This is a genomic window from Pseudoduganella albidiflava (genome assembly GCF_004322755.1).
Classification (GTDB): domain Bacteria; phylum Pseudomonadota; class Gammaproteobacteria; order Burkholderiales; family Burkholderiaceae_D; genus Rugamonas; species Rugamonas albidiflava.
The window spans coordinates 2,008,142-2,027,922 of the sequence record NZ_CP036401.1 but is presented as its reverse complement, the minus strand read 5'-3'; the positions used below and the strand labels follow the sequence as shown (position 1 = coordinate 2,027,922).

The 19,781-nt window shown below is 66.1% G+C and carries 10 protein-coding genes; 4 read left to right on the top strand and 6 right to left on the bottom strand.

Features of this window, described 5'->3' with window-relative positions; translation table 11 throughout:
* Nucleotide 1: 1 nt before the first annotated feature.
* The 4 genes from EYF70_RS08630 (at nt 2) to EYF70_RS31920 (ending at nt 6,425) form a co-directional block, all read left to right on the top strand.
* Complete coding sequence (locus tag EYF70_RS08630; RefSeq protein ID WP_131145035.1) at nt 2-1,540, top strand: MFS transporter; 1,539 nt, start codon at nt 2-4, stop codon at nt 1,538-1,540.
* Nucleotides 1,537-3,894: a beta-galactosidase gene (locus EYF70_RS08625; protein ID WP_131145034.1), complete on the top strand. Its 2,358-nt coding sequence runs from the start codon at nt 1,537-1,539 to the stop codon at nt 3,892-3,894. The genes EYF70_RS08630 and EYF70_RS08625 overlap by 4 nt, the downstream gene beginning before the upstream one ends.
* Before the next feature lie 117 nt (nt 3,895-4,011).
* Entirely contained in the window at nt 4,012-5,169 is a 1,158-nt protein-coding gene (locus tag EYF70_RS08620) for a zinc metalloprotease (RefSeq protein WP_131145033.1), read from the top strand.
* Between the two features lie 176 nt (nt 5,170-5,345).
* Nucleotides 5,346-6,425, top strand: a complete 1,080-nt coding sequence (locus tag EYF70_RS31920; protein ID WP_131145032.1) for a DUF4214 domain-containing protein — start codon at nt 5,346-5,348, stop codon at nt 6,423-6,425.
* A gap of 117 nt (nt 6,426-6,542) precedes the next feature.
* On the opposite strand, the gene EYF70_RS08610 is transcribed toward EYF70_RS31920, so the two are convergent.
* From EYF70_RS08610 to EYF70_RS08585, 6 genes are all read right to left on the bottom strand, one after another.
* A complete protein-coding gene (locus EYF70_RS08610) occupies nt 6,543-7,313 on the bottom strand; it encodes a ThuA domain-containing protein (RefSeq protein ID WP_131145031.1) in 771 nt (256 codons plus the stop codon).
* Nucleotides 7,314-7,607: 294 nt separating this feature from the next.
* Nucleotides 7,608-9,785: a beta-glucosidase gene (locus EYF70_RS08605; RefSeq protein ID WP_131145030.1), complete on the bottom strand. Its 2,178-nt coding sequence runs from the start codon at nt 9,783-9,785 to the stop codon at nt 7,608-7,610.
* 8 nt (nt 9,786-9,793) lie between these two features.
* Nucleotides 9,794-12,673: a glycoside hydrolase family 31 protein gene (locus tag EYF70_RS08600; RefSeq protein ID WP_131145029.1), complete on the bottom strand. Its 2,880-nt coding sequence runs from the start codon at nt 12,671-12,673 to the stop codon at nt 9,794-9,796.
* Nucleotides 12,670-14,319 (bottom strand): GH35 family beta-galactosidase, encoded by a 1,650-nt coding sequence (locus tag EYF70_RS08595; protein ID WP_131145028.1) that lies wholly within the window; start codon nt 14,317-14,319, stop codon nt 12,670-12,672. Before EYF70_RS08595 ends, EYF70_RS08600 begins: the two co-directional genes overlap by 4 nt.
* A gap of 10 nt (nt 14,320-14,329) precedes the next feature.
* The gene (locus EYF70_RS08590) at nt 14,330-17,359 is read right to left on the bottom strand and encodes a TonB-dependent receptor (RefSeq protein WP_165497597.1); all 3,030 of its coding nucleotides are present in this window, start codon (nt 17,357-17,359) and stop codon (nt 14,330-14,332) included.
* 70 nt (nt 17,360-17,429) lie between these two features.
* Nucleotides 17,430-19,778 (bottom strand): glycoside hydrolase family 95 protein, encoded by a 2,349-nt coding sequence (locus EYF70_RS08585; protein WP_229420891.1) that lies wholly within the window; start codon nt 19,776-19,778, stop codon nt 17,430-17,432.
* Between the last annotated feature and the right edge of the window lie 3 nt (nt 19,779-19,781).

Below are 19,781 nucleotides of genomic sequence, written 5' to 3'. Positions count from 1 at the left end.
GATGATGCGCCAGGCCGCCGGCACCGCCCTGCCCCGCCACCCCGTCGAGGGGACGGTCGCGGTTGCGGGCGTGCCGATGCCGGCTGGCGCAGGCACTAAAAGCAGCAAGGCCGGCGCAGGCAGCAAAAACAGCGCAGCCGGCGCTAGCATAAAAAGCAGCGCGGCCGGCGAAGGAGTTAGAAGCAGCGCGGTCGGCGCAGGAGTAAAAAGCAGCGCGGTCGGCGCTGCCGCACTGGCCGGGATGCTGGGCTGGCTGTTGCTCGGCGACCTGGGCATCGCCATGCGCGACCGCGCAGCGCTGCCGTCGGCCCTGGAACTGCTGCGCGTGGCCGGTGCTTCCGATACCGCCACGTCGCTGCTGCTGTCGACCGTGCCGGCGCTGCTGTCGATGTTCATCGTGCCGATCGTTGGCTGGCGTTCGGACCGGCACCGTGGCCGCCTGGGGCGCCGCCGGCCCTTCCTGCTGGTGGCGGCACCGGCCGGCTGCCTGGCCCTGCTCGGGCTGGCCTTTTCCCCGGCGCTGGGCGCGGCGTTCGACGCGGCACTGGGCGACTGGTCTCCCGGCGCGCGGTTCTGCCGGCTGGCGGCGTTCGGCCTGTTCTGGACCCTGTTCGACTGCGCCGCGCTGTGCGCGCTGTCCCTGTTCACGGGACTGGTCAACGACGTGGTGCCGTTCGGCTGGCTGGGGCGCTTCTACGCGCTGTTCCGGATCGTCGGCCTGGGGGCCGGCATCGCCTTCCACACATGGGTGTTCGCGCTGACCGACCATCACCTGTCCGCCATCCTCGCCTGCACCGGCCTGGTCTTCGGCGGCTGCCTGGTGGCGATGTGCGTGGCCGTGCGCGAACCGCCGGCGCCCGCCGTCGCGGTCGATGTCGCCGATGTCGCCGATGCCGCCGATGGCGCCGGCAGCGCCGGCTCCCCCGAACCGGCCGCGCGTGGCCCCGGCTTGCCCAGGGGGTTCATGACCCCGCCGATCCTGTGGGCGGTCGCGATGTTCGTCTGCGCCGCCATCACGTTCAATCCGTTCAACACGTTCTACCAGTTCTTCGCCCATGCCAGCGCGGTACCGAAGGCCACGCTGGGCATGCTGACCGCGGTCGGCTACGCGGTGTCGATCGGCTCCGCATTCGCCATCGGCTGGCTGGTCGACCGCTGCGGCGCCATGCGCATCTCGGCGCTCGTGATGACCCTGTACTGCGCGCTCGCTTCACTGGGCGCGCTGGTGGTCGACGATGCCGCCAGCTTCCAGGCCATCTACCTGTGCCACGTGATCGTTTCGGGCGCCTGGTGGACCGCCGCCGCGTCGATGCCGATGGCGCTGTTCCCGCGCGAGCGCTTCGTGCAGTTCAACGCCAGCAAGGATTTCGTGGTGGTCTCGGCCAGCATCCTGCTGGGCATCGTGCAGGGTCCGCTGCTGGACCTGTCCGGCCACGATTACCGTCTTACCCTGGGTTGCGGCGCCGTTTTCTCGGCGCTGTGCCTGGTTTGCCTGGCGCGCCTGCGCGCCCTTCATCCACCTGGAACCAGAAACACATGACCAACCAGCCTTCCCGCCGGCGCGTATTGCTCGGCACCGCCGCTGCCGTCGGCAGCACCCTGCTTCCCTCGGTCGGCGCCGCCGCTCCCGCGCACCGTTTCGCCGTCGGCGACAACGACTTCCTGTTGGACGGCAAGCCCGTGCAGATCCGCTGCGGCGAGGTGCACTTCGCCCGCGTGCCGCGGGAATACTGGGGACACCGGCTGAAGGCGATCAAGGCGATGGGCCTGAATGCCGTCTGCGCCTACCTGTTCTGGAACTACCACGAGTGGCGCGAGGGCCGCTATGACTGGAGCGGCCAGCGCGACGCCGCCGAATTCTGCCGGCTGGCCCAGGCCGAGGGCCTGTGGGTGATCCTGCGCCCCGGCCCCTATGCGTGCGCGGAATGGGAAATGGGCGGCCTGCCATGGTGGCTGCTGAAGAGCCCGGGGGACGCATTCCTCCGCACCCGCGACGACAACTTCGTGCAACCGGTGCGCCGCTGGATGCGCGAAGTGGGCCGCGTGCTGGGCCCGCAGCAGGTCACGCAGGGCGGCCCGATCCTGATGGTGCAGGTGGAAAACGAATACGGCTTCTTCGGCGAAGACCTGGAATACATGCGCGTGATGCGCAAGGCGCTGCTCGACGGCGGCTTCGACGTGCCGCTGTTCCAGTGCAACCCGACCAACGCGGTGGCCAAGACGCATATCCCGGAACTGTTCTCGGTGGCGAACTTCGGCAGCGATCCCCAGCGCGGCTTCGCCGAACTGGCCAAGGTGCAGAAAGGCCCGCTGATGTGCGGCGAGTATTACTCCGGCTGGTTCGATACCTGGGGCGCGCCGCACCGCACCGGCAGCGCCGCCAAGGCGGTGGCCGACATCGAGGCGATGCTGGCGGCGAACGGCTCGTTCAGCCTCTACATGGCGCACGGCGGCACATCGTTCGGGCTGTGGGGCGGCTGCGACCGGCCGTTCCGGCCCGATACCACCAGCTACGACTACGATGCGCCGATCAGCGAGGCCGGCTGGGTGGGCGAGAAGTTCGACGCCTACCGCGCCGGCATCGGCAAGCACCTGGCGCCGGGCGAAACGCTGCCGCGGCCGCCGGCGCACATGCCGGTCATGACCATCCCGGCATTCACGCTGGCCGAAACGGCGCCGGTGTTCGCCAACCTGCCGGCGCGCGTCATCCGCGATGCCACGCCGAAGCCGATCGAGCAATACGACATCAGCCGCGGCGTGATCGCCTACCGCGTCACCCTGCCGGCCGGGCCGGCCGCCACGCTGGAGGCGGCCAAGGTGCGCGACCTGGCGTGGGTGTACATCGACGGCAAGGAAGTAGGCACGCTGGACACGCGCTACCGCCGCTTCCGCGTCAACCTGCCGGCGCGCAGCAAGACCACCACGCTGGAAATCCTGCTGTACACGATCGCGCGCGTGAACTTCGGCGTGGAAATCCACGACCGCAAGGGCTTGCACGGCCCCGTCACGCTGCGGGAGAAAGGAAAAGAAGCGGTCGCGCTGGAAAACTGGGAGATCCGCGCGATCGACTTCGATGCGGACGGCGTGCTGCCGCCGCTGCAATGGAAGGCCGGGAAAACGAAAGGGCCGGCCTTCTGGCGCGGCAGCTTCGACGCCGCCAGCGCCGCCGACACCTTCCTCGACATGACGACGTGGGGCCAGGGCATCGTGTGGATCAACGGCCGCTGCCTGGGCCGCTACTGGAGCATCGGCCCGACCCAGACGATGTACCTGCCCGGCCCGTGGATCAAGGCGGGCCGCAACGAGGTCGTGGTACTGGACCTGACCGGCCCGCAGGACAACCGCATCGCCGGCGTGGCGAAACCCGTGCTCGACCGGTTGCGCCCGGAGCGCGACCTGGCACGCCCGCCCAGCACCGCACGCCTGGCGCTGCAGGGCGTGCAACCGGTGCACGAGGGGCGCTTCCAGCCGGGCGGCGCGACGCAGGACGTGCCGTTCGCGCAAGCCGCCAGCGGCCGCCAGCTGTGCATCGAGGCGCTCGATGCGTTCGACGGCAAGCCGTTCGCGGCGATCGCCGAACTGGCGCTGCTGGGCAAGGATGGCAAGACGCTGAACCAGACGCTGTGGACGATCGCCTTCGCCAGCAGCGAGGAAGCGTCGAAGGAAGACGGCACCGCGCTGAACGCGATCAATGGCCAGAACACCGACTTCTGGCATTCGGGCTACAGCAAGTCGGTGGCGCAGCCGCCGCACCGGCTGGTGCTCGACCTGGGTGCCACGTTCGAGGTGGCCGGCCTGCGCTACACGCCGCGGCAGGGACCGGACGGGGTGACCGGCCGCATCCGCCGCTACCGCGTGTACGTGGGCGACAAGCTGGTGACCGAACAGGCATGACAGAGCGGCCACTGACACTCTGACCAGGAGTGCACACTCACCGCGCGCACGGTTGACCGGGCCGTGCGCGCCGCGAATACTGGGGCTCTTCCATTGTTTCAAGGGCTCCCGGCATCCATGGCAACCGTTGCACAAGCTACCAGCACCACCCTCTCCGGCTACAACCATATCGACGCACTGCTCGGCAACCTGCCGAACTGGAACTACGTCACTCCCGGCACCAATACCCTCTACTATTCGTTCTCCGTGGCCAGCAACCTGGAGGCGGGCAATACCATGCTGCTGAGCGCCCCGAAGGCGTTCACGACGGCCCAGGCGGCGGCCACGCGGGGCGCCATGTCTTACGTGACCAAGCTCACCGGCATCAACTTCGTGGAAACGGCCGACGCCAACCTGGCGCAGGTGCACTTCGCGAACGCCAACCTGGCCGGCTCCGGTACCACGGGCCTGGACAGCAACCGCATCGGCTACTCCTACAACAGCAGCGGCGTCGTCACGAAGTTCAGCGCCGCTTCGTATGTCTATCTCGACAACGCCGAATGGGGCGGCATGAACGCCAACCTGGCGCGGGGCACGCAGGGTTATGAAACGCTGCTCCACGAACTGGGGCACATGCTCGGCCTGAAGCATCCGTTCGAGGGCACGACCAGGCTGCCGTCCGCGTCGGACGACACGTCGCACACGCTGATGTCGTACACGCACACCGGCGGCATTCACTCGACGTTCAGCGAGTACGACATCGCCGCGCTGAAGTGGCTGTACGGCGGCGACGGCCTGGCCGGCAGCATCGGTGTCAATTCGGCCACCGGTGCGCGCTGGCTCGCGGGCACGGGCACGGCCAACTCGCTGACCGGCGGCGCCGCCAACGATATCCTGGAAGGCGCCGGCGGCAACGACGCGCTCAATGGCGGCGCCGGCACCGATACCGCGTTCTACAACGGCTTGCGCAACGCCTACACGGTCGTGCGCACCGGCACCGGCGCGTGGACCGTGGCCGGCGCGGAAGGCAGCGACACACTGTCGAACATCGAACTGCTGCGCTTCGCGGACACGACGCTCACGCTGTCCACCGGCGCCCTCGCGCTGGCCGCACCGGTGTCGTCGAAGGTCATGCCGGAGGCACCGGTGCTGGATACCGATGTGCTGGCGCTGCAGTTCGAGACCTCGAAAGATGTTGCGCTGTTCCGCGAGGCACCGGCGCCGGAAGCCGCCGCCGCCGAGGTGCCGCTGGTCGGCCAGCAGGAGCAGTTCCTGGGGTATTACGACCTGTCGTGATGGACTGCGGGGCGGGCCGGCATGCAGCGCCGCCGCTTCAATCCATCGCCTGGATCCTCTCCTTGAATCGCTGGCTTCATAACGGTTCTCCTTGCCATTGCAACAAAGTGTAATCCCGCCGCCCGCCCCGCGCGCGGCGGGATTATGCTGTCGCAAACCCACTTGCGAGGCAACCGATGGCATCGTTCCCCTACCTGCAGCTGTCCAATGCCGACATGGCGACAGCCGACCACCTGACCTTCAGCCCGCGCACGGCCGATGATGGCTACGACAACAGCGCGTATTTCGTCGATACCGCGCCGGACGCGGCCGATTTTCCCATTTTCAGTTTCACGGCCGTGGCGGGTGCGCTGTATACGGTCACGTCGGAAAGCTGGTTCGACCCGTACAACCTGGTGCTGTACGACGATGACGGTTTCGCGCTGGCCGAAGATGACGGCTGGGGCCCCATCGGCCAGGATGGCCTGAGCTTCATCGCGCCCTACTCCGGCACGTACTACGTGGATGCGTCATGGGACCAGGCCGACCCGCCGCGCAGCACCGTCGACCTGGAAATCCTCGAAGACCTCGACACCGTGCCGCTGGCGATCGGCCACGGCACCGCCAATGACGACGACATCACCGGCACGGATGCCAACGATGCGCTGTACGGCCACGCCGGCTGGGATCTGCTGGAGGGCAAGGGCGGCAGCGACCTGCTCGACGGCGGCAGCGGCATCGATACCGTGTGGTACGAGGGCGACCTGGACGAATACGACGTGGCCGTGTCCGGGCACCGGCTGTTCGTCAACGATACCGTGGGGCTGGACGGCAGCGACACGCTGGTCAACGTCGAACGGCTGGACTTCTTCGACGTGGCGCTGGCCTTCGACGTCGATGGCCCCGCCGGCGAAGCCTACCGGCTGTACCAGACCGCGTTCGACCGCACGCCGGACCAGACCGGGCTGGGGTTCTGGATCGCCGCCCTCGATGGCGGCGCCAGCCTGCGCAGCGTGGCCGACGCATTCGTCGCGTCGGACGAGTTTCACCGGCTCTACGGCGACAATCCAGGCAACGCTGCGATACTGACGGGCTTCTACGCCAATGTGCTGAACCGCGCACCGGATGCCGAAGGCTTCGCTTTCTGGCTCGACGTGCTGGACAAGGGCCATGACACCGCCGCGGGCGTGCTGATGGGCTTCAGCGAAAGCGCGGAAAACTACAGCCAGCTGGTCGGGGTGATGCAGGAAGGGATGGCGTACCAGGCCTGGGGCTGATGCCGGTCACGCGAGGGGGCGGTGCGCCGTCCTCCTATCGATGCATTCCGATTTCCAGCCTCCTGCCCGGCCACCGCACGAAGCCAAGGTGCTTGGCTCCTGCGGGAACGTTCGCCGTCAGTTCGGCGGCTTGGCGGCCGCTGGCGCGGTTTGGAACCCGCGGCCCGTCGCGGCCCAGTAGATGCCGCCGTACAGGTGGTGGCGGAATACCGGGTCGCCGTAGGTCGCCGGCAGGTGGCCCAGCGCAGTGTAGAACGCGCGGCCGCCATCGTACTGCTGATACCAGCTGATGGGGTGGAACGCGCCCATCCCCTTGCCCTTGGCGGTCTCCGGGCGGTACGTGGCCTCGTCGACCGACAGCAGGTAGCGCAATCCCGTCGATTGTGCTGCGCCGTACTCGTACCATTCCTCGGTCACCAGCGTGCGCGGCGCGAAGCGCTCCATGCCGGGGAAGTTCGCATCCTCCACCTTCAGCACGGCGGACTGCACCGCCGGATGGGTCACGAACATGTGGCCGACCAGCTGGCGGTACCACGGCCAGCCATGCTCCGTATCGGCCGCCGCGTGCACCCCGACATAGCCGCCGCCGGCGCGGACATAGCGCTGGAACGCGCGCTGCTGCTCGTCGTCGAGCACGTCGCCCGTGGTCGACAGGAAGACCACCGCCTGGTACTTCGCCAGTTCCTTGTCGTTGAAGACGCGCTTCGCATCCTCGGTCCAGAACACGTTGAAGTCATGCAGCCGCCCCAGCTCGCGCAGCGCCGTCACGCCCTCGTGGATCGACTCGTGATGCCACCCCGCCGTGCGCGAAAACACCAGCACATCGAACTGCGCCGCGAACAGTGGTGCCGATGACAAGGCAAGTAATGCCGTTACCGCAAGTTTCATGTCCCCTCCAAAATATTCCCGCAAACCGGGGTCAGACCCCAATTCCAGGAAACTTTTATTATTTCCCAAAACCGGGGTCAGACCCCGGTTTTAGGAAAGTTTGTCAGATTCCTACGGCCGAAATCCCGTGCTGTTAACAAAATTGCCCAAAACCAGGGTCAGACCCCGGTTCTGGGCAACTAATTTCCGAAAACTGGGGTCGGACCCCGGTTTCAGGAGAGTCTAAGCCAAGCATGTGTTGTCAAAACGCTGGGGACTGTCCCCCTGGGAGGGACTGTCCCTGTTGTTAGAACGCTACTTCGGCAAGGCCAGCGTGGTGCGGGCGGTGATGGCGTCGGAGGCGCCGCCGAGGTGGAACTCGTAGGTGCCAGGGCGGCGCTGCCAGTCGCGGGTCTTCGCTTCCCAGACGGCGAGGATGCGCGGGTCGACGGTCACGCTGACGGACTTGCTCTCGCCCGGCTGCAGTGCCACCTTGTCCCAGCCGGCCAGACGGCGCGGGGCTTCCCAGCCGGCGGCCTTGACGGTGCCTGCGGCGGGGCCCACGTACACCTGCGGCACGGCCTGCCCGGCGCGCTGGCCGGTGTTGGCGACGGTGAACGACACCACCACCTTGCCGCCATCGTTGCGGGCCTTCAGGTCGCGGTATTCGTACGTGGTGTACGACAGGCCGTGCCCGAACGCGAACAGCGGCTTCTTGCCGGTCTTCTCGAACCACTTGTAGCCGACGGCCGCGCCTTCGATGTTGTAGTCGGTGGTGAAGCGGCCATCGCGGCTGGCCGGGTCGCCGTCGATCTTCGGCCGCGGCAGCTGGGCTTCCGCGGCGGGGAACGTGGCGGCCAGGCGGCCGGAGGGATTGACTTCGCCCGTCAGCAGCCGCGCGATCGCCTCGCCACCCGCCGAGCCGGGGAACCACGCGGCCAGCACGGCGCCCACCTTGTTTAGCCACGGCATGGTGACGGGATTGCCCGTTTCCAGCACGACGACGGTGCGCTGGTTCGCGCCAGCGACGGCCGAGATCAGCGCATCCTGGTTGTCCGGCAGCGCCATCGACGGCGCATCCAGGCTCTCGGCGGCCCACTGCGTGGCGAACACGATGGCGATATCGGCCGAAGCGGCGGCTTTCGCGGCGGCGGCGGTATCCTTGCCGTCGACATACGTGACACGCGCCTTGGTGCGCGCCTGGAGCGCCTTCATCGGCGACGACGGCAGCCAGATGATCGGCCCCGGGAAGCCCTTCGGCCCCTCGCCTTTCACCGCGCTGCCACCGTGCGGATGCACCTGCGCCGCGCCGCCGCCGGAGATCACCGCCTTGTCGGCATGCCCGCCGATGATGACGATCGACTTGACCGCATTGGCACCATCGACCGCCAGCGGCAACAGGTTGCCGGCGTTCTTGAGCAGCACGCTGCCCTCTTCCGCCACCTGCCGCGTCACCTTGGCATGCGCCGCGAAGTCGATCTTCTCCGGTTCCACCTTCGGCTGCGGCGCATCCATCAGCCCATTCGCATACATGGCGCGCAGGATGCGTTTCGCCATGTCGTCCAGCCGCGCCGCCGGCACGTGGCCGTTGTCGACCGCTTCCTTCAGCGCGGGGCCGAAGTACATCGACTTGTCGAACGGCCAGCCGGACTGCTGATCGAGCCCGCCATTGGCGGCCTGCGTGGTCGAGTGCGTGGCGCCCCAGTCGGACATCACGAAGCCCTTGTAGCCCCAGTCCTTCTTCAGCACCTGGTTGAGCAGCCAGTCGCTTTCGCACGCGTACACCCCGTTGACCAGGTTGTACGCGCACATCACCGAACCGGGATCGCCGCGCTCGATCGCGATGCGCATCGCCAGCAGGTCGGACATCTGCCCGGCCGGCTCGTCGATCTTCACGTCGATCGTGTTACGGTTGGTTTCCTGGTCGTTGAACGCGAAGTGCTTGATCGTGCCGACGAGGTTGTTCGACTGGTTACCGCGGATCTGCTCGCCGGTGATGACGCCGGCCAGCAGCGGGTCCTCGCCGGCATACTCGAAGTTGCGGCCGTTGCGGGGATCGCGCTGCAGGTTCACGGCGCCGCCCAGGATCACGTTGTGGCCGGACAGGCGCGCCTCGCGGCCGATCATGGCCCCCGCTTCGTACGCCAGCTTGGTGTTCCAGCTCGACGCCGTCGCCATGCCGGACGGCAGCGCGGTCCGTTCGCGCGGCGCCGGCGACGGCTGCGTGGCCACGCCCAGGCCGGCGTCGGTCTGCCACTGCGGCGGGATGTTCAGCCGCGGAATGCCCGGCACATAGCCCGCCGTGTATGGAATCGCATCCTTGGGCGGCTTCACGCCGGCGAATTCGGCACCGAAGTAGCCGAACACCAGCAGCAGCTTTTCCGCCTGCGTCATCTGCGCCACGGTGTCCCGGGCACGCTTGTCGGGATCGGGCGCAGAGTAAGCGGAGGCCGAGAACACCGCGGCCACGGCCAGTACGATTGCTTTCTTCATCACCACCATTACAGTTTCACCGTCACTGGTTTGCCTTCATACGTCACTTCCTTGTCCGCCGTGTCGAACGTGTCCGAGCTCGATACGCCCGGCTTCACGAAATGCACGCGGAACGTGCGCTTCGCCACCATGCCCTGGTAGCCGTCGCCGGCGCGCTGGCCGATCGTCAGCGTGCCGCTCTTCTCGTCCCACGACAGCGGGATACGCGAGTACTTGCCGCGCTGGTAGTCCTCGCTCACGCCATCGTCCTCGTAGAAGCTGAACTGGCCGTTGGCGCCCGTGTACACCTTCAGCGTGATGGGCGCATCCGGCTTTTCGTCCACGTACTGCGTGACTGGGCCCATCGGCACGATCGAGCCGGCCTTGACGAACAGCGGCATGCGCGTTTCCGGCGCGGCGGCGGTCACCGTGCGGCCACCCTGCTGGCGTTCGCCGGTGTAATAGTCGTACCACTGCGCGCCCTTCGGCAGGTACACCTTGCGCTCGCGGGCACCGTACTCGGATACCGGCGCGACCAGGAAGGCATGGCCGAACAGGAATTCGTCCTTGACGTCCTTCGAGCCCGGGTCGGTCGGGAAGTCCATCACCAGGCCGCGCATGATCGAGCCTTCGTTGAAGTACGTGCTCGATGCCGTCGCGTAGATGTACGGCATCAGGCGGTAGCGCAGCTTCAGGTACCACACCATCGAGTCGCGCATCGGCGAACCTTCCGGCGCGATATTGTGGATCTCGCGCTTGACCACTTCGCCGTGCGAGCGGAACAGCGGCGTGAACGCGCCGAACTGCCACCAGCGCAGGTTCAGCTCGCGCCATTCCTTCAGGTCTTCCGGCTTGACTTCCACGCCGCCGATACCACGGTTTTCCTGCGCCGAACCCAGCTCGCCGCTCTGGAAACGGGTTTCCTGCGCATAGCCGCCGATATCGTGCGTCCAGTTCGGCACGCCGGACATCGACGAGCTCACGCCGGCCGAGATCTGGTCGTACAGGTTATTCCAGCGGCCCACCGTGTCGCCGCTCCACGTGGCCACGTAGTTGCGCTGCACGCCGGCAAAGCCGGAACGCGACAGGATGAACTGGCGCTTGTTCGGCTGGTCGCGTTTCAGGCCGTCATACAGCGCCTGCGTCTGCACCAGGCTGTACGAGTTGAAGGTGATCTCGCCGGGGCCGTAGACCGTCGGGCCGATCAGCTTCTTGAAGTCTTCCAGGCGCGTGTTCGACAGCACGTCCGGCTCGGTGTTGTCGAGCCACCAGGCGTCGAAGCCCAGGTCGACCAGCTTGGTCTTCATCTGGCGATAATAGATGTCGCGGGCTTCCTGCGTGTACGGCGAGTAATGGCTGTTCTTGTAGCCCGGGCCGACCCAGTCCAGCGCGCCATCCTCGACGTTCTTGGTCCACATGTGGCCCTTGGCCTTCAGTTCCTGGTAGTTGTCGGTGTTCTCGTAGAACTTGCCCCACACGGACAGCATGATGCGCGCATTCATCTTGTGCACTTCATCGACCATGCCCTTCGGGTTCGGGAAGCGCTTCGGATCCCAGTCGTGCGAACCCCAGCCGTTTTCCGGCCAGTAGAACCAGTCCTGCACGATGTTGTCGAGCGGCCAGCCGTTCTGGCGGTAGGTCTTCACGGTGTCGAGCAGCTGCTCCTGGGTCTCGTAGCGCTGGCGCGACTGCCAGAAGCCGTAGGCCCACTTCGGCATCAGCGGCTGGGTGCCGGTCAGCACGCGGTAGCCGCCGATCACGTTGTCGATGCTGGTGCCGCGGATCACGTAGTAGTTCAGGCCCTCGGCGATCTCGGACGAGAACTGCAGCGAGTGGCGCTCCGCCTTCGGCAGCGGGTTGTTGTGCGCCACGTAGATCATGCCGCCTTCCGGCTTCCATTCCAGCTTGAAGTCCACCGGCTTGTTGGCGCCGAAGTTGACTTCGAAGTTGTGGTACCACGGGTTCCAGCCCTGGCGCCACACGTCCATCACCTGCTTGCCATCCACGGTCAGCGTGGCATAGTCGGACGAGTACAGCTTCATCTTGTGCACGCCCGGCTTGTCGCTCGCGAGCTTGCCTTCCCAGACGACCTTGACGTCCTTCAGTTCCTTCAGCGGCTTGAGTTCCTTCGGCCAGAACTCGGCGACATCCTTCAGGTACTGGTAGTTGATGTTGTCTTCGCGGCGCTCCAGCGCCAGCTTGCCGCCGATGTAGTAACGGGCGGTCAGCGCGCCTTCCTTGCCGGCGGCATCCGTCAGCTTCAGGTCGCGGCCGATCGGGCCGTAGGGACGGGCATCGCCGAAGCGGGTGATGCCATTGTTGTCCCACAGGATGCCGTAGTTCTTGTCCGAGACGACCAGCGGGATGGCGATGTCCATGTTGTGCTGCAGGAGATCGACGTCTTCACCGTTCAGGTTCATCTGGTTGTTCTGGTGCTGCCCGGTGCCGTAGAACGCGTCCTTGGTGCCGTAGTTGAAGCCCTGCTTCACGGCCAGGTAGGGTTTTCCACCCACGGAGACCGGCTGCATGTCCTCGGCATCCTGCTTCAGGAACACGGCGCCGCCCTTGTCGGCGAACTGCACGCGGCCATCCTTCAGCGACACGGTGGCCACCAGCTTCTTCGTCGTCAGCGTCACGGCATCGCCGCTCTTCTTCACGTCGAAGGTGCAGGCGCAGGGCTTGGCGATCGTCATCAGCGACGGCGTCAGCTCCTTGCCGGCCTGGTCGACCTTGACGACATGGACGATGTTATCGGCCATCACCTGCAGGCGGATTTCTTTTGCTGCGCCGGCGTCCGGCGCGATCGTCACGCCGCTGGAAGTTTGCTGGAACGTGCCGGCCCATGCCGGGGCGCCCGTTGCCACCATCAGGCATGCCAGGCTGACTGCCTTGATATTCGATTTGATCATTGATAAGTCCCCAGTTTGATTTTGAGTACGAAAGGCCTGGCGCCGAAGTTGAGACCGTAGTCGGTCTGGTCGCCGTTCCACACGCGTTCCATCACCCACTTGCCGTCGGCGTACTGCCCTTCTTCCACGCGCGCGTACATCGAAGGTTTCCCGGCATTGCGGCCGGCCGGATCGAACTTGATGCGCGCGTTCTGCGCCACGACGATGAATTCGTTGTCCGCAACCTGCGCGATGGCCAGGCCGCCGTTCGGCTTTTCCGTGCCTTCGAGCGGATCGTTCTTTTCCATCGAATCGCCGAACTGGCGCTGGCGGAAGCTGACAGTGGCTTTCCAGCCGTCGAGGGCGATGCTTTGCGGCTTGCGGTCGTCATGTTCGAACACGCCGCGGGTGCGCCCTTCGAAGCCCCACTTCGCCCATTCGCGCATCATCGGCCGGAACGCCCCGTACACCTTGCCGAACGGCTCGGTCATCGTCTTGTCGGTGGCCTTGGAACCCAGCGGGTAGTTGGAGAACGCAAAGTAATCGATGCCGAACGGCGCGAAGCCGATGCCGCCCTGGCCGAACACGGCATACGCCACGCGCGCAAAATCTTCCGAGTTGCCGATCTCCGGCACGAACAGCGGATTGTCCTTCGTGTGGAACTGCTCGAGCGTCTTCGCCACCTTGTCGGACTCGTGCAGGTAGATGTCCGGACCGGCCACGTCGATGTGCGGCGCGGCCGCCTCGTAGATGCCCAGCACGTCGTAGGTCGGGCCGCCACTGGCGAAGTTGCCCTTCCACGGCGCCATGGGTTCCACGGGATCGCGCAGCGCGTTGTTCACGAACATCGGCAGGTCGTAGACGGCACGGCCGGCTTTCGCGATCTCCTCGATGTAGTTGGCCACCGCCCACGTGTGGAAGTACTGGTCGGCGTAGGCGCCGTAGACTTCCTTCCACGTCCCGCTGGCTTTCCCTTTGACGGGAGATTTCTGCTTCGCCAGCACGGCGGCCGGCACGGGACCGTTGAACGCCTTCTGCGCGGCCGGGCTGTGATCCCTCACCAGGCCGTAGGTGCCGACTTCGTTCTGCACCTGCACCATGATCACGGTTTGCCTGTCGCCGTCGATCGCCTTCAGGTGCTTCATGAATTCGACGAAGGCGCGCTTGTCGAGCTTCAGCGTCTCTGTGCCGAACGGCGAATGGCTGTAGCTGCTCTTGCCCTTCTCGTCGACCATGCGCGGGAAGCGCTTGTTGTCGAACTTGACCCACTCCGGCAGGTAGGCCGGCGCGGTGTTCTTCCAGGTGCCGAACCACAGCAGCACCAGGCGCACATCCTTCTCGCGGGCTTCCTTGACGAGCGTGTCGACGAAGCTGAAGTCGAACTTGCCTTCGACCGGCTCGACCTGTTCCCAGGCGATCGGAATCTCCAGCGTGTTGGCCTGCGCGTCGGCGACGGCGGCCCATACCTGCGGCAGCGCCTTCGGGTAATTGCTGGAATTGTGCGCCTGCGCGCCCAGGATCAGGTACGGCGCGCCATCGACCATCAGGGCGTGGCGCCCGTCCTTCGATACGACGCGCGGCAGCTCGGCGGCCATGGCCGCCGAAACCACCATCGCGCACGCACCGGCCAGCAAGCTCTTCGTGAAAATCTGCTTGGCGGTTTTCATCGGCTCCCTATTAGAACGAGTAGTTCAGTTTCGCGGAATAGCGCGGGCCCGAGACGAACCATGCGCGGCCCATCATGCCGATCCCCTGCTGCATCAGCTGCTTGTACTTCGAGTCCGTCAGGTTCGAGCCGTCGACGACGATCTGCATGCGCTCGTTGAACTGGTACGACACGGAAGCGTCCAGCTGGCCGTAGTCGTCCGCCCACGTCGGCAGTGCCCAGCCGATGTTGGTGGCGCCCGGGGTGGCGCTGTTCGGATTGGTATCCGTGCCGTCGCCGCCGCGCGTGCCGTTCACGTTCACGCCCTGCAGGTTCTTCGAGCGCCAGCTCCACGCCGCGCGGGCCGACCACTTGCCGTAGTCGTACAGCAGCGCCAGGTTGTAGGCGTTCTTCGACAGGTATTGCAGCGGCAGGTCGCCGAAGGACTGGCCGTTGGTGTCGCAGCCGTTCTGGTTCAGGTTCACGTTCGCCACGTTGTTGCCGCCGGTGCAGTAGGCGGTGAACGTGCTGGTCGACAGTTTCGTGTTGCTGTCCACGTAGGTGTAGTTGGCCTGCACGCCGAGGCCGGCCCAGGCGCCCGGCAGCTTGTCGAAGTACTGCTGGTAGGCCACCTCGAAGCCGGTGGCGCGGCCGCTCGCGCCGTTCACGGGAGCGGTCACGTTGAAGTTGTACATGCGGCCGTTCACGTCCGGGATCGCATACTGGTACGTCTGGTTGACGATGATGTCCTTCAGGCGCTTGTGGAACATGGCCAGCGTGATCGAGCTGGATTTGCCGAAGTACCATTCGCCCGTCAGGTCCAGCTGGTCGGACTTGATCGGCTTGAGCATCGGGTTGCCCTTGCCTTCCCCCGTCTGCGACACGCTGTTCACGTTCGTGTTGGACGGACGGTCCGGGAAGACGGTCGTCGTGGTGTCCGTCGACTGCGACAGCGTGGTGTAGCCCTGCAGCTGCGAGAAGTCCGGCCGCGAGATGGCACGGGCCAGCGCGAAGCGGAATTGCAGGTCGTCGCGCGCCTTCAGGCGCAGGTTCAGGCTCGGCAGCACATTGCTGTATGAATTCTCGTAGTTCTGCCCGGCCGAGTAAGCGGGGATATTCGGGATCGGCACGCCGCTGAGCGTCTGCGGCGGATTGACCACGGCGCTGGTGTTGTTGAACACCGTGTAGCCGTTGGCATTCATGTCGGTCTTCACGTAGCGCACGCCGATATTGCCGTCGATCGGCATCTTCAGGTCATCCCAGCCGAAGCGCAGCTGCGTGTAGAACGCCTTGGTCTTTTCTTCCTGCTCGTTGATGCCGGACGGGTTGCCGCCGAAGGCCGCCGGCGTCCATGGCGCGCAGTTCGGCGTGGTACCCGCGTTGGCGGCCGCTTCGCGGCACAGGATCTGGTAGTACTCGTGCAGCGCGGCGTAGCTCTGCGGGAAGCCGGTGGCCACCGACACGTTCGGGAACACCACGGACGGCACGTTCGCCTTGCCGTTGAAGAAGTTGTCGAAGGTGCCCAGGTAGGTATTGCCGGCGAAGCGCGGATCCGACAGGTAGGCCAGCTTGCTGATCGAGGAACCCATCCATGGCGCCGTGACGGCTGCCCAGTGGTAGTCCGGGTTCGACAGTTCGGTGGTCGCGTCGCGCTTGGTGAAGCGCACGCCGAAGCGCACGTCGCGCAGCACCGGGTTTTCAAAGGTGTACTTGGCGTCCAGCTTCAGCGCCTTCGACTCGGACTCGCTCTGGTCCAGGTGTTCCTGCGTGAAGTTCCAGTAGTAATTGCCCGGATTGGCCAGGTGGGCGCGCTGGGCGTCGTTGAAGATCAGGTTCGGGCGGTCGCCGGTCAGGTCCAGCGTCTGCGTCGGCATCTTGACCGCGGTGGCCACGGTGGAATCGAAGCCGTTGCTCTTGGCCTTGATGCGCTGCAGGTCGGAGGTGAAGGTCCAGCTGTCGCCCACGCGCCATTCGACGTTCCAGGAAATGTCGGTGGTGTCGGATTTGCGGCTGGCCACGCGCGTATCGGCGCCGTAGTCGATGCCGCCGTCCTGCGGCGATGAGAAGGTGCCGGTCAGGAACTGGCCGTTGGCACCCCACGTCGCACCGGGCGCGACCTGGAAGTTATACGGGTTCGACGCGGCGAAGATCGCGTTCTCGTCCCACTGCATGTCGTACTTCGACTTGAAGAAGGTGACGTGCGAACGCAGGTTGGCATCCTTCTTCCACTGCAGCGCGCCGTACAGGCCCTGGCGTTCGCGGTTGAAGTTCAGCGTGCGCCACTGCGCGCCCTTCGGGATCCAGACAGTGCGGCCGTCGACGATATTGCTGCGCGGGTAGTACGGCTCGACCTGGAAGCCGTCGGTACGGGTGCCGCTCTCGGAGTGCGCGAAGTCGACCAGCACGCCCACTTCGCCGATGCCGGTTTTCCAGCGGTCCGACAGCAGGATCGACGCGGACGGCGACCATTTGCCGCCCTTCAGTTCCGAATACGTGGTGGACGCCGACAGCGCGACCTTGCGGCCCTTGAAGTCGAACGGCAGCGCGGTGCGCAGGTTGACCAGGCCGCCGATGCCGCCTTCGATCTGCTCGGCGGACGGGTTCTTGTAGATATCCACGCCGGCCATCAGCTCGGGCGGCACGTCCTCGAAGTTCAGCGAGCGGCCGCCATTGGCCGAGAACGAGTCGCGGCCGTTCAGTTCCGAACGCACCCACGACAGGCCGCGGATCGACACGCCGGAACCTTCGACCGAATAGTGCTCGGGATCGGAACGCGACATGGTGCGGTCGATCGTCACGCCGACCACGCGCTGCAGCACCTCGGTCACCGACTTGTCGGGCAGCTTGCCGATATCGGCGGCGACGATCGAATCGACGATCTCGTCCGAGTTCTGCTTGATCTTCTGGGCGTTTTCCAGCGACGCGCGCTGGCCCGTCACGACGACGGTCGCGGTGGTGGCATTGCCCGCATCGGCGGTTTGCGCGTGGGCCGCACCGGCCATGAACGCGATCTGCGCGGCGGCAAGAGCCATCGCATTGAGCTTGAATTGTTTCACCTGCATCTCCTCAAAAATAATTTTCCGGGCCCTGGTGTCCAGGGCTTCCACCGCACGCCTGGCGGCGGACTCGGCGCTACAGCGTGCCGAGCTCCCTTGCTTCACCCTGCTTCACTTTCAGAATCACGGTCTTCGCACCCGTGCGCACGCGCACGGTGCCGGTCCCGTTGCCCGGTTTCGCCTTGACGGTCGCCGACGTCAACCGCCCGTCGCGCCACGTCATGTCCACTTCATAGCCGCCCCGCCCGCGCAGGCCGGTCACCGAGCCGCTGCGCCACGCCGCGGGCAATGCCGGCAGCAGGTGCAGTTCGCCGTCGTGCGATTGCAGCAGCATTTCGCAGATGGCCGCGGTGACGCCGAAGTTGCCGTCGATCTGGAACGGCGGGTGCGCGTCCAGCAGGTTCGGATACATGCCGCCCGCCGTGTTTTCCTCGGTGCCCGGTTTGTGTTCCTGGGCGCGCGCACCCGGCGTGGCGATCACGCCGCGCAGCATGGCGTGGGCCTTGTCGCCATCGCCCAGGCGGGCCCAGAATGCGGTCTTCCAGGCCATCGACCAGCCGGTGCCTGCATCGCCCCGCGCCGCCAGCGACACGCGGGCCGCCTCGGCCAGCTTCGGCGTGCGGGCCGGGGTGATCTGCCTGCCGGGGAACACGCCGAACAGGTGCGACACGTGGCGGTGGTTGTCGTTCGGCGTATCGAGCACCGGGTCTTTTTTCTCTTCCATCCATTCCAGCAGCTGGCCCCAGCTGCCGATCTTCGGCGCGGCCAGCCGGTCGCGAGCGGCGGCCACCTGGCGGGCGAACGCGGCGTCGGTCTTCAGTTCGCCGGCCGCTTCCACCGTGTTCTGGAACAGGTCCCAGACGATCTGCTGGTCATAGGCCACGCCGTCTTCCACGGGGCCGTGTTCGGGCGACCAGCCGTTGGGGGCGACCAGCGTGCCATCCGGCAGCCGCTTCAGATAGTCCAGCCAGAACTGGCTGACTTCCTTCAGCAGCGGATACGCCACCTCTTGCAGGAACGTTCTATTGCGGGTGAACGCGTAGTGTTCCCAGAAGTGCTGCGCATACCAGGCGTTGGCCGTCTTGTTCCACTTCCACTGCATGTAGCCGAACGGGTTGGTTTCCGTACGCACGGTCCAGCCGCGCACCGGCTTGCCATCCTTGCGCAGGAAGGTCTCGACCACTTGCCCATCCTCGGCATCGCGCGACGGATTGGCCGCGCTTTCCGCTACCAGCCGGCGGTACGACGGCACCATCGATTCAACGAAGCCGAACAGCGGCTGCGCCAGTTCGGACAGGTTGGCCGTTTCCGCCGGCCAGTAGTTCATCTGGATGTTGATGTTGGTGTGGTAATCGGCATTCCACGGCGGCGTGAGGCTGTTGTTCCACAGGCCCTGCAGGTTGGCCGGCAGCGGGCCGCGCGAGCTGCCGATCAGCAGGTAGCGGCCATACTGGAACACCTGGGTTTCCAGTTCGGGATCGTTGCCGTTCTTCGTGTAGGCAGCCAGGCGGCGGTCGGTCGTCAGCGCACGGCGCTCTTCGGCGACTTTCGGCTCCCAGGCCGCGTCCACGTCGAGGCTCAAACGGCCGAACAGGTTCTTGAAATCGTTTTCCTGTTCAGCCTGCAAAACGGACCATGGGCGTGCCGCGGCGCGGTCCACTTGCGTGGTGACGCGCGCCAGCGGATGCGCGCCCTGGAAATTCACGCTGCCATCGCGGACATAGCTGGTGCCGGCGCCCAGCACCAGCGTCAGCGCGTCGACGTTTTCAAAACGTACCGTGTCGCCTTCCATGGTCACCTTGCCGCCTTCGTGCACCACCTGCACCTGCGCGGCGTAGTCCATCTGGTTGCCGGTCAGCGGCTGCTGCGCCGGCGTCCACTGGTTGCCCCGTTCGCGCGGCACCACGAAGCCGGCCAGCGAACCGGTGGCGCGGATGCGGTTGCCGAAGGCGTTGACGTGCGCGCCATGCTGGTCGGTCAGGCGCACCACGCCGGTATGGGCGCCCGGCTTGTCGGCGGTCAGGCGCAGCACGATCACGTCCGCCGGATGGCTGGCGATGGTTTCGCGCTGGTAGCGCACGCCGTTCACGGTGTAGCGCACCGTGTGCAGGCCGCGGGCCAGGTCCAGCGTGCGCGAGTAAGCGGTGGCGGCGGCGTGGGCCGGCAGGTCGACGAAGACATCGCCGAACGGCTGGAACGCGCCCATCGATTTCGCGTCGCCCGTCCACAGCGTGATGTCATTGAACTGCAGGTGTTCGCGGGCCGGCTGGCCGAACACCATCGCGCCGATGCGGCCATTGCCGACCGGCAGCGCCTCGCGCTCCCAGCCCTCGGCACTGTCGGTGGCCGGGCGGTCGTAGCGCAGCACCAGGTCGGGCGCCGCCTGCACGGCGGCCGCCACGAACAACATCGCGGTCAACAACATCCG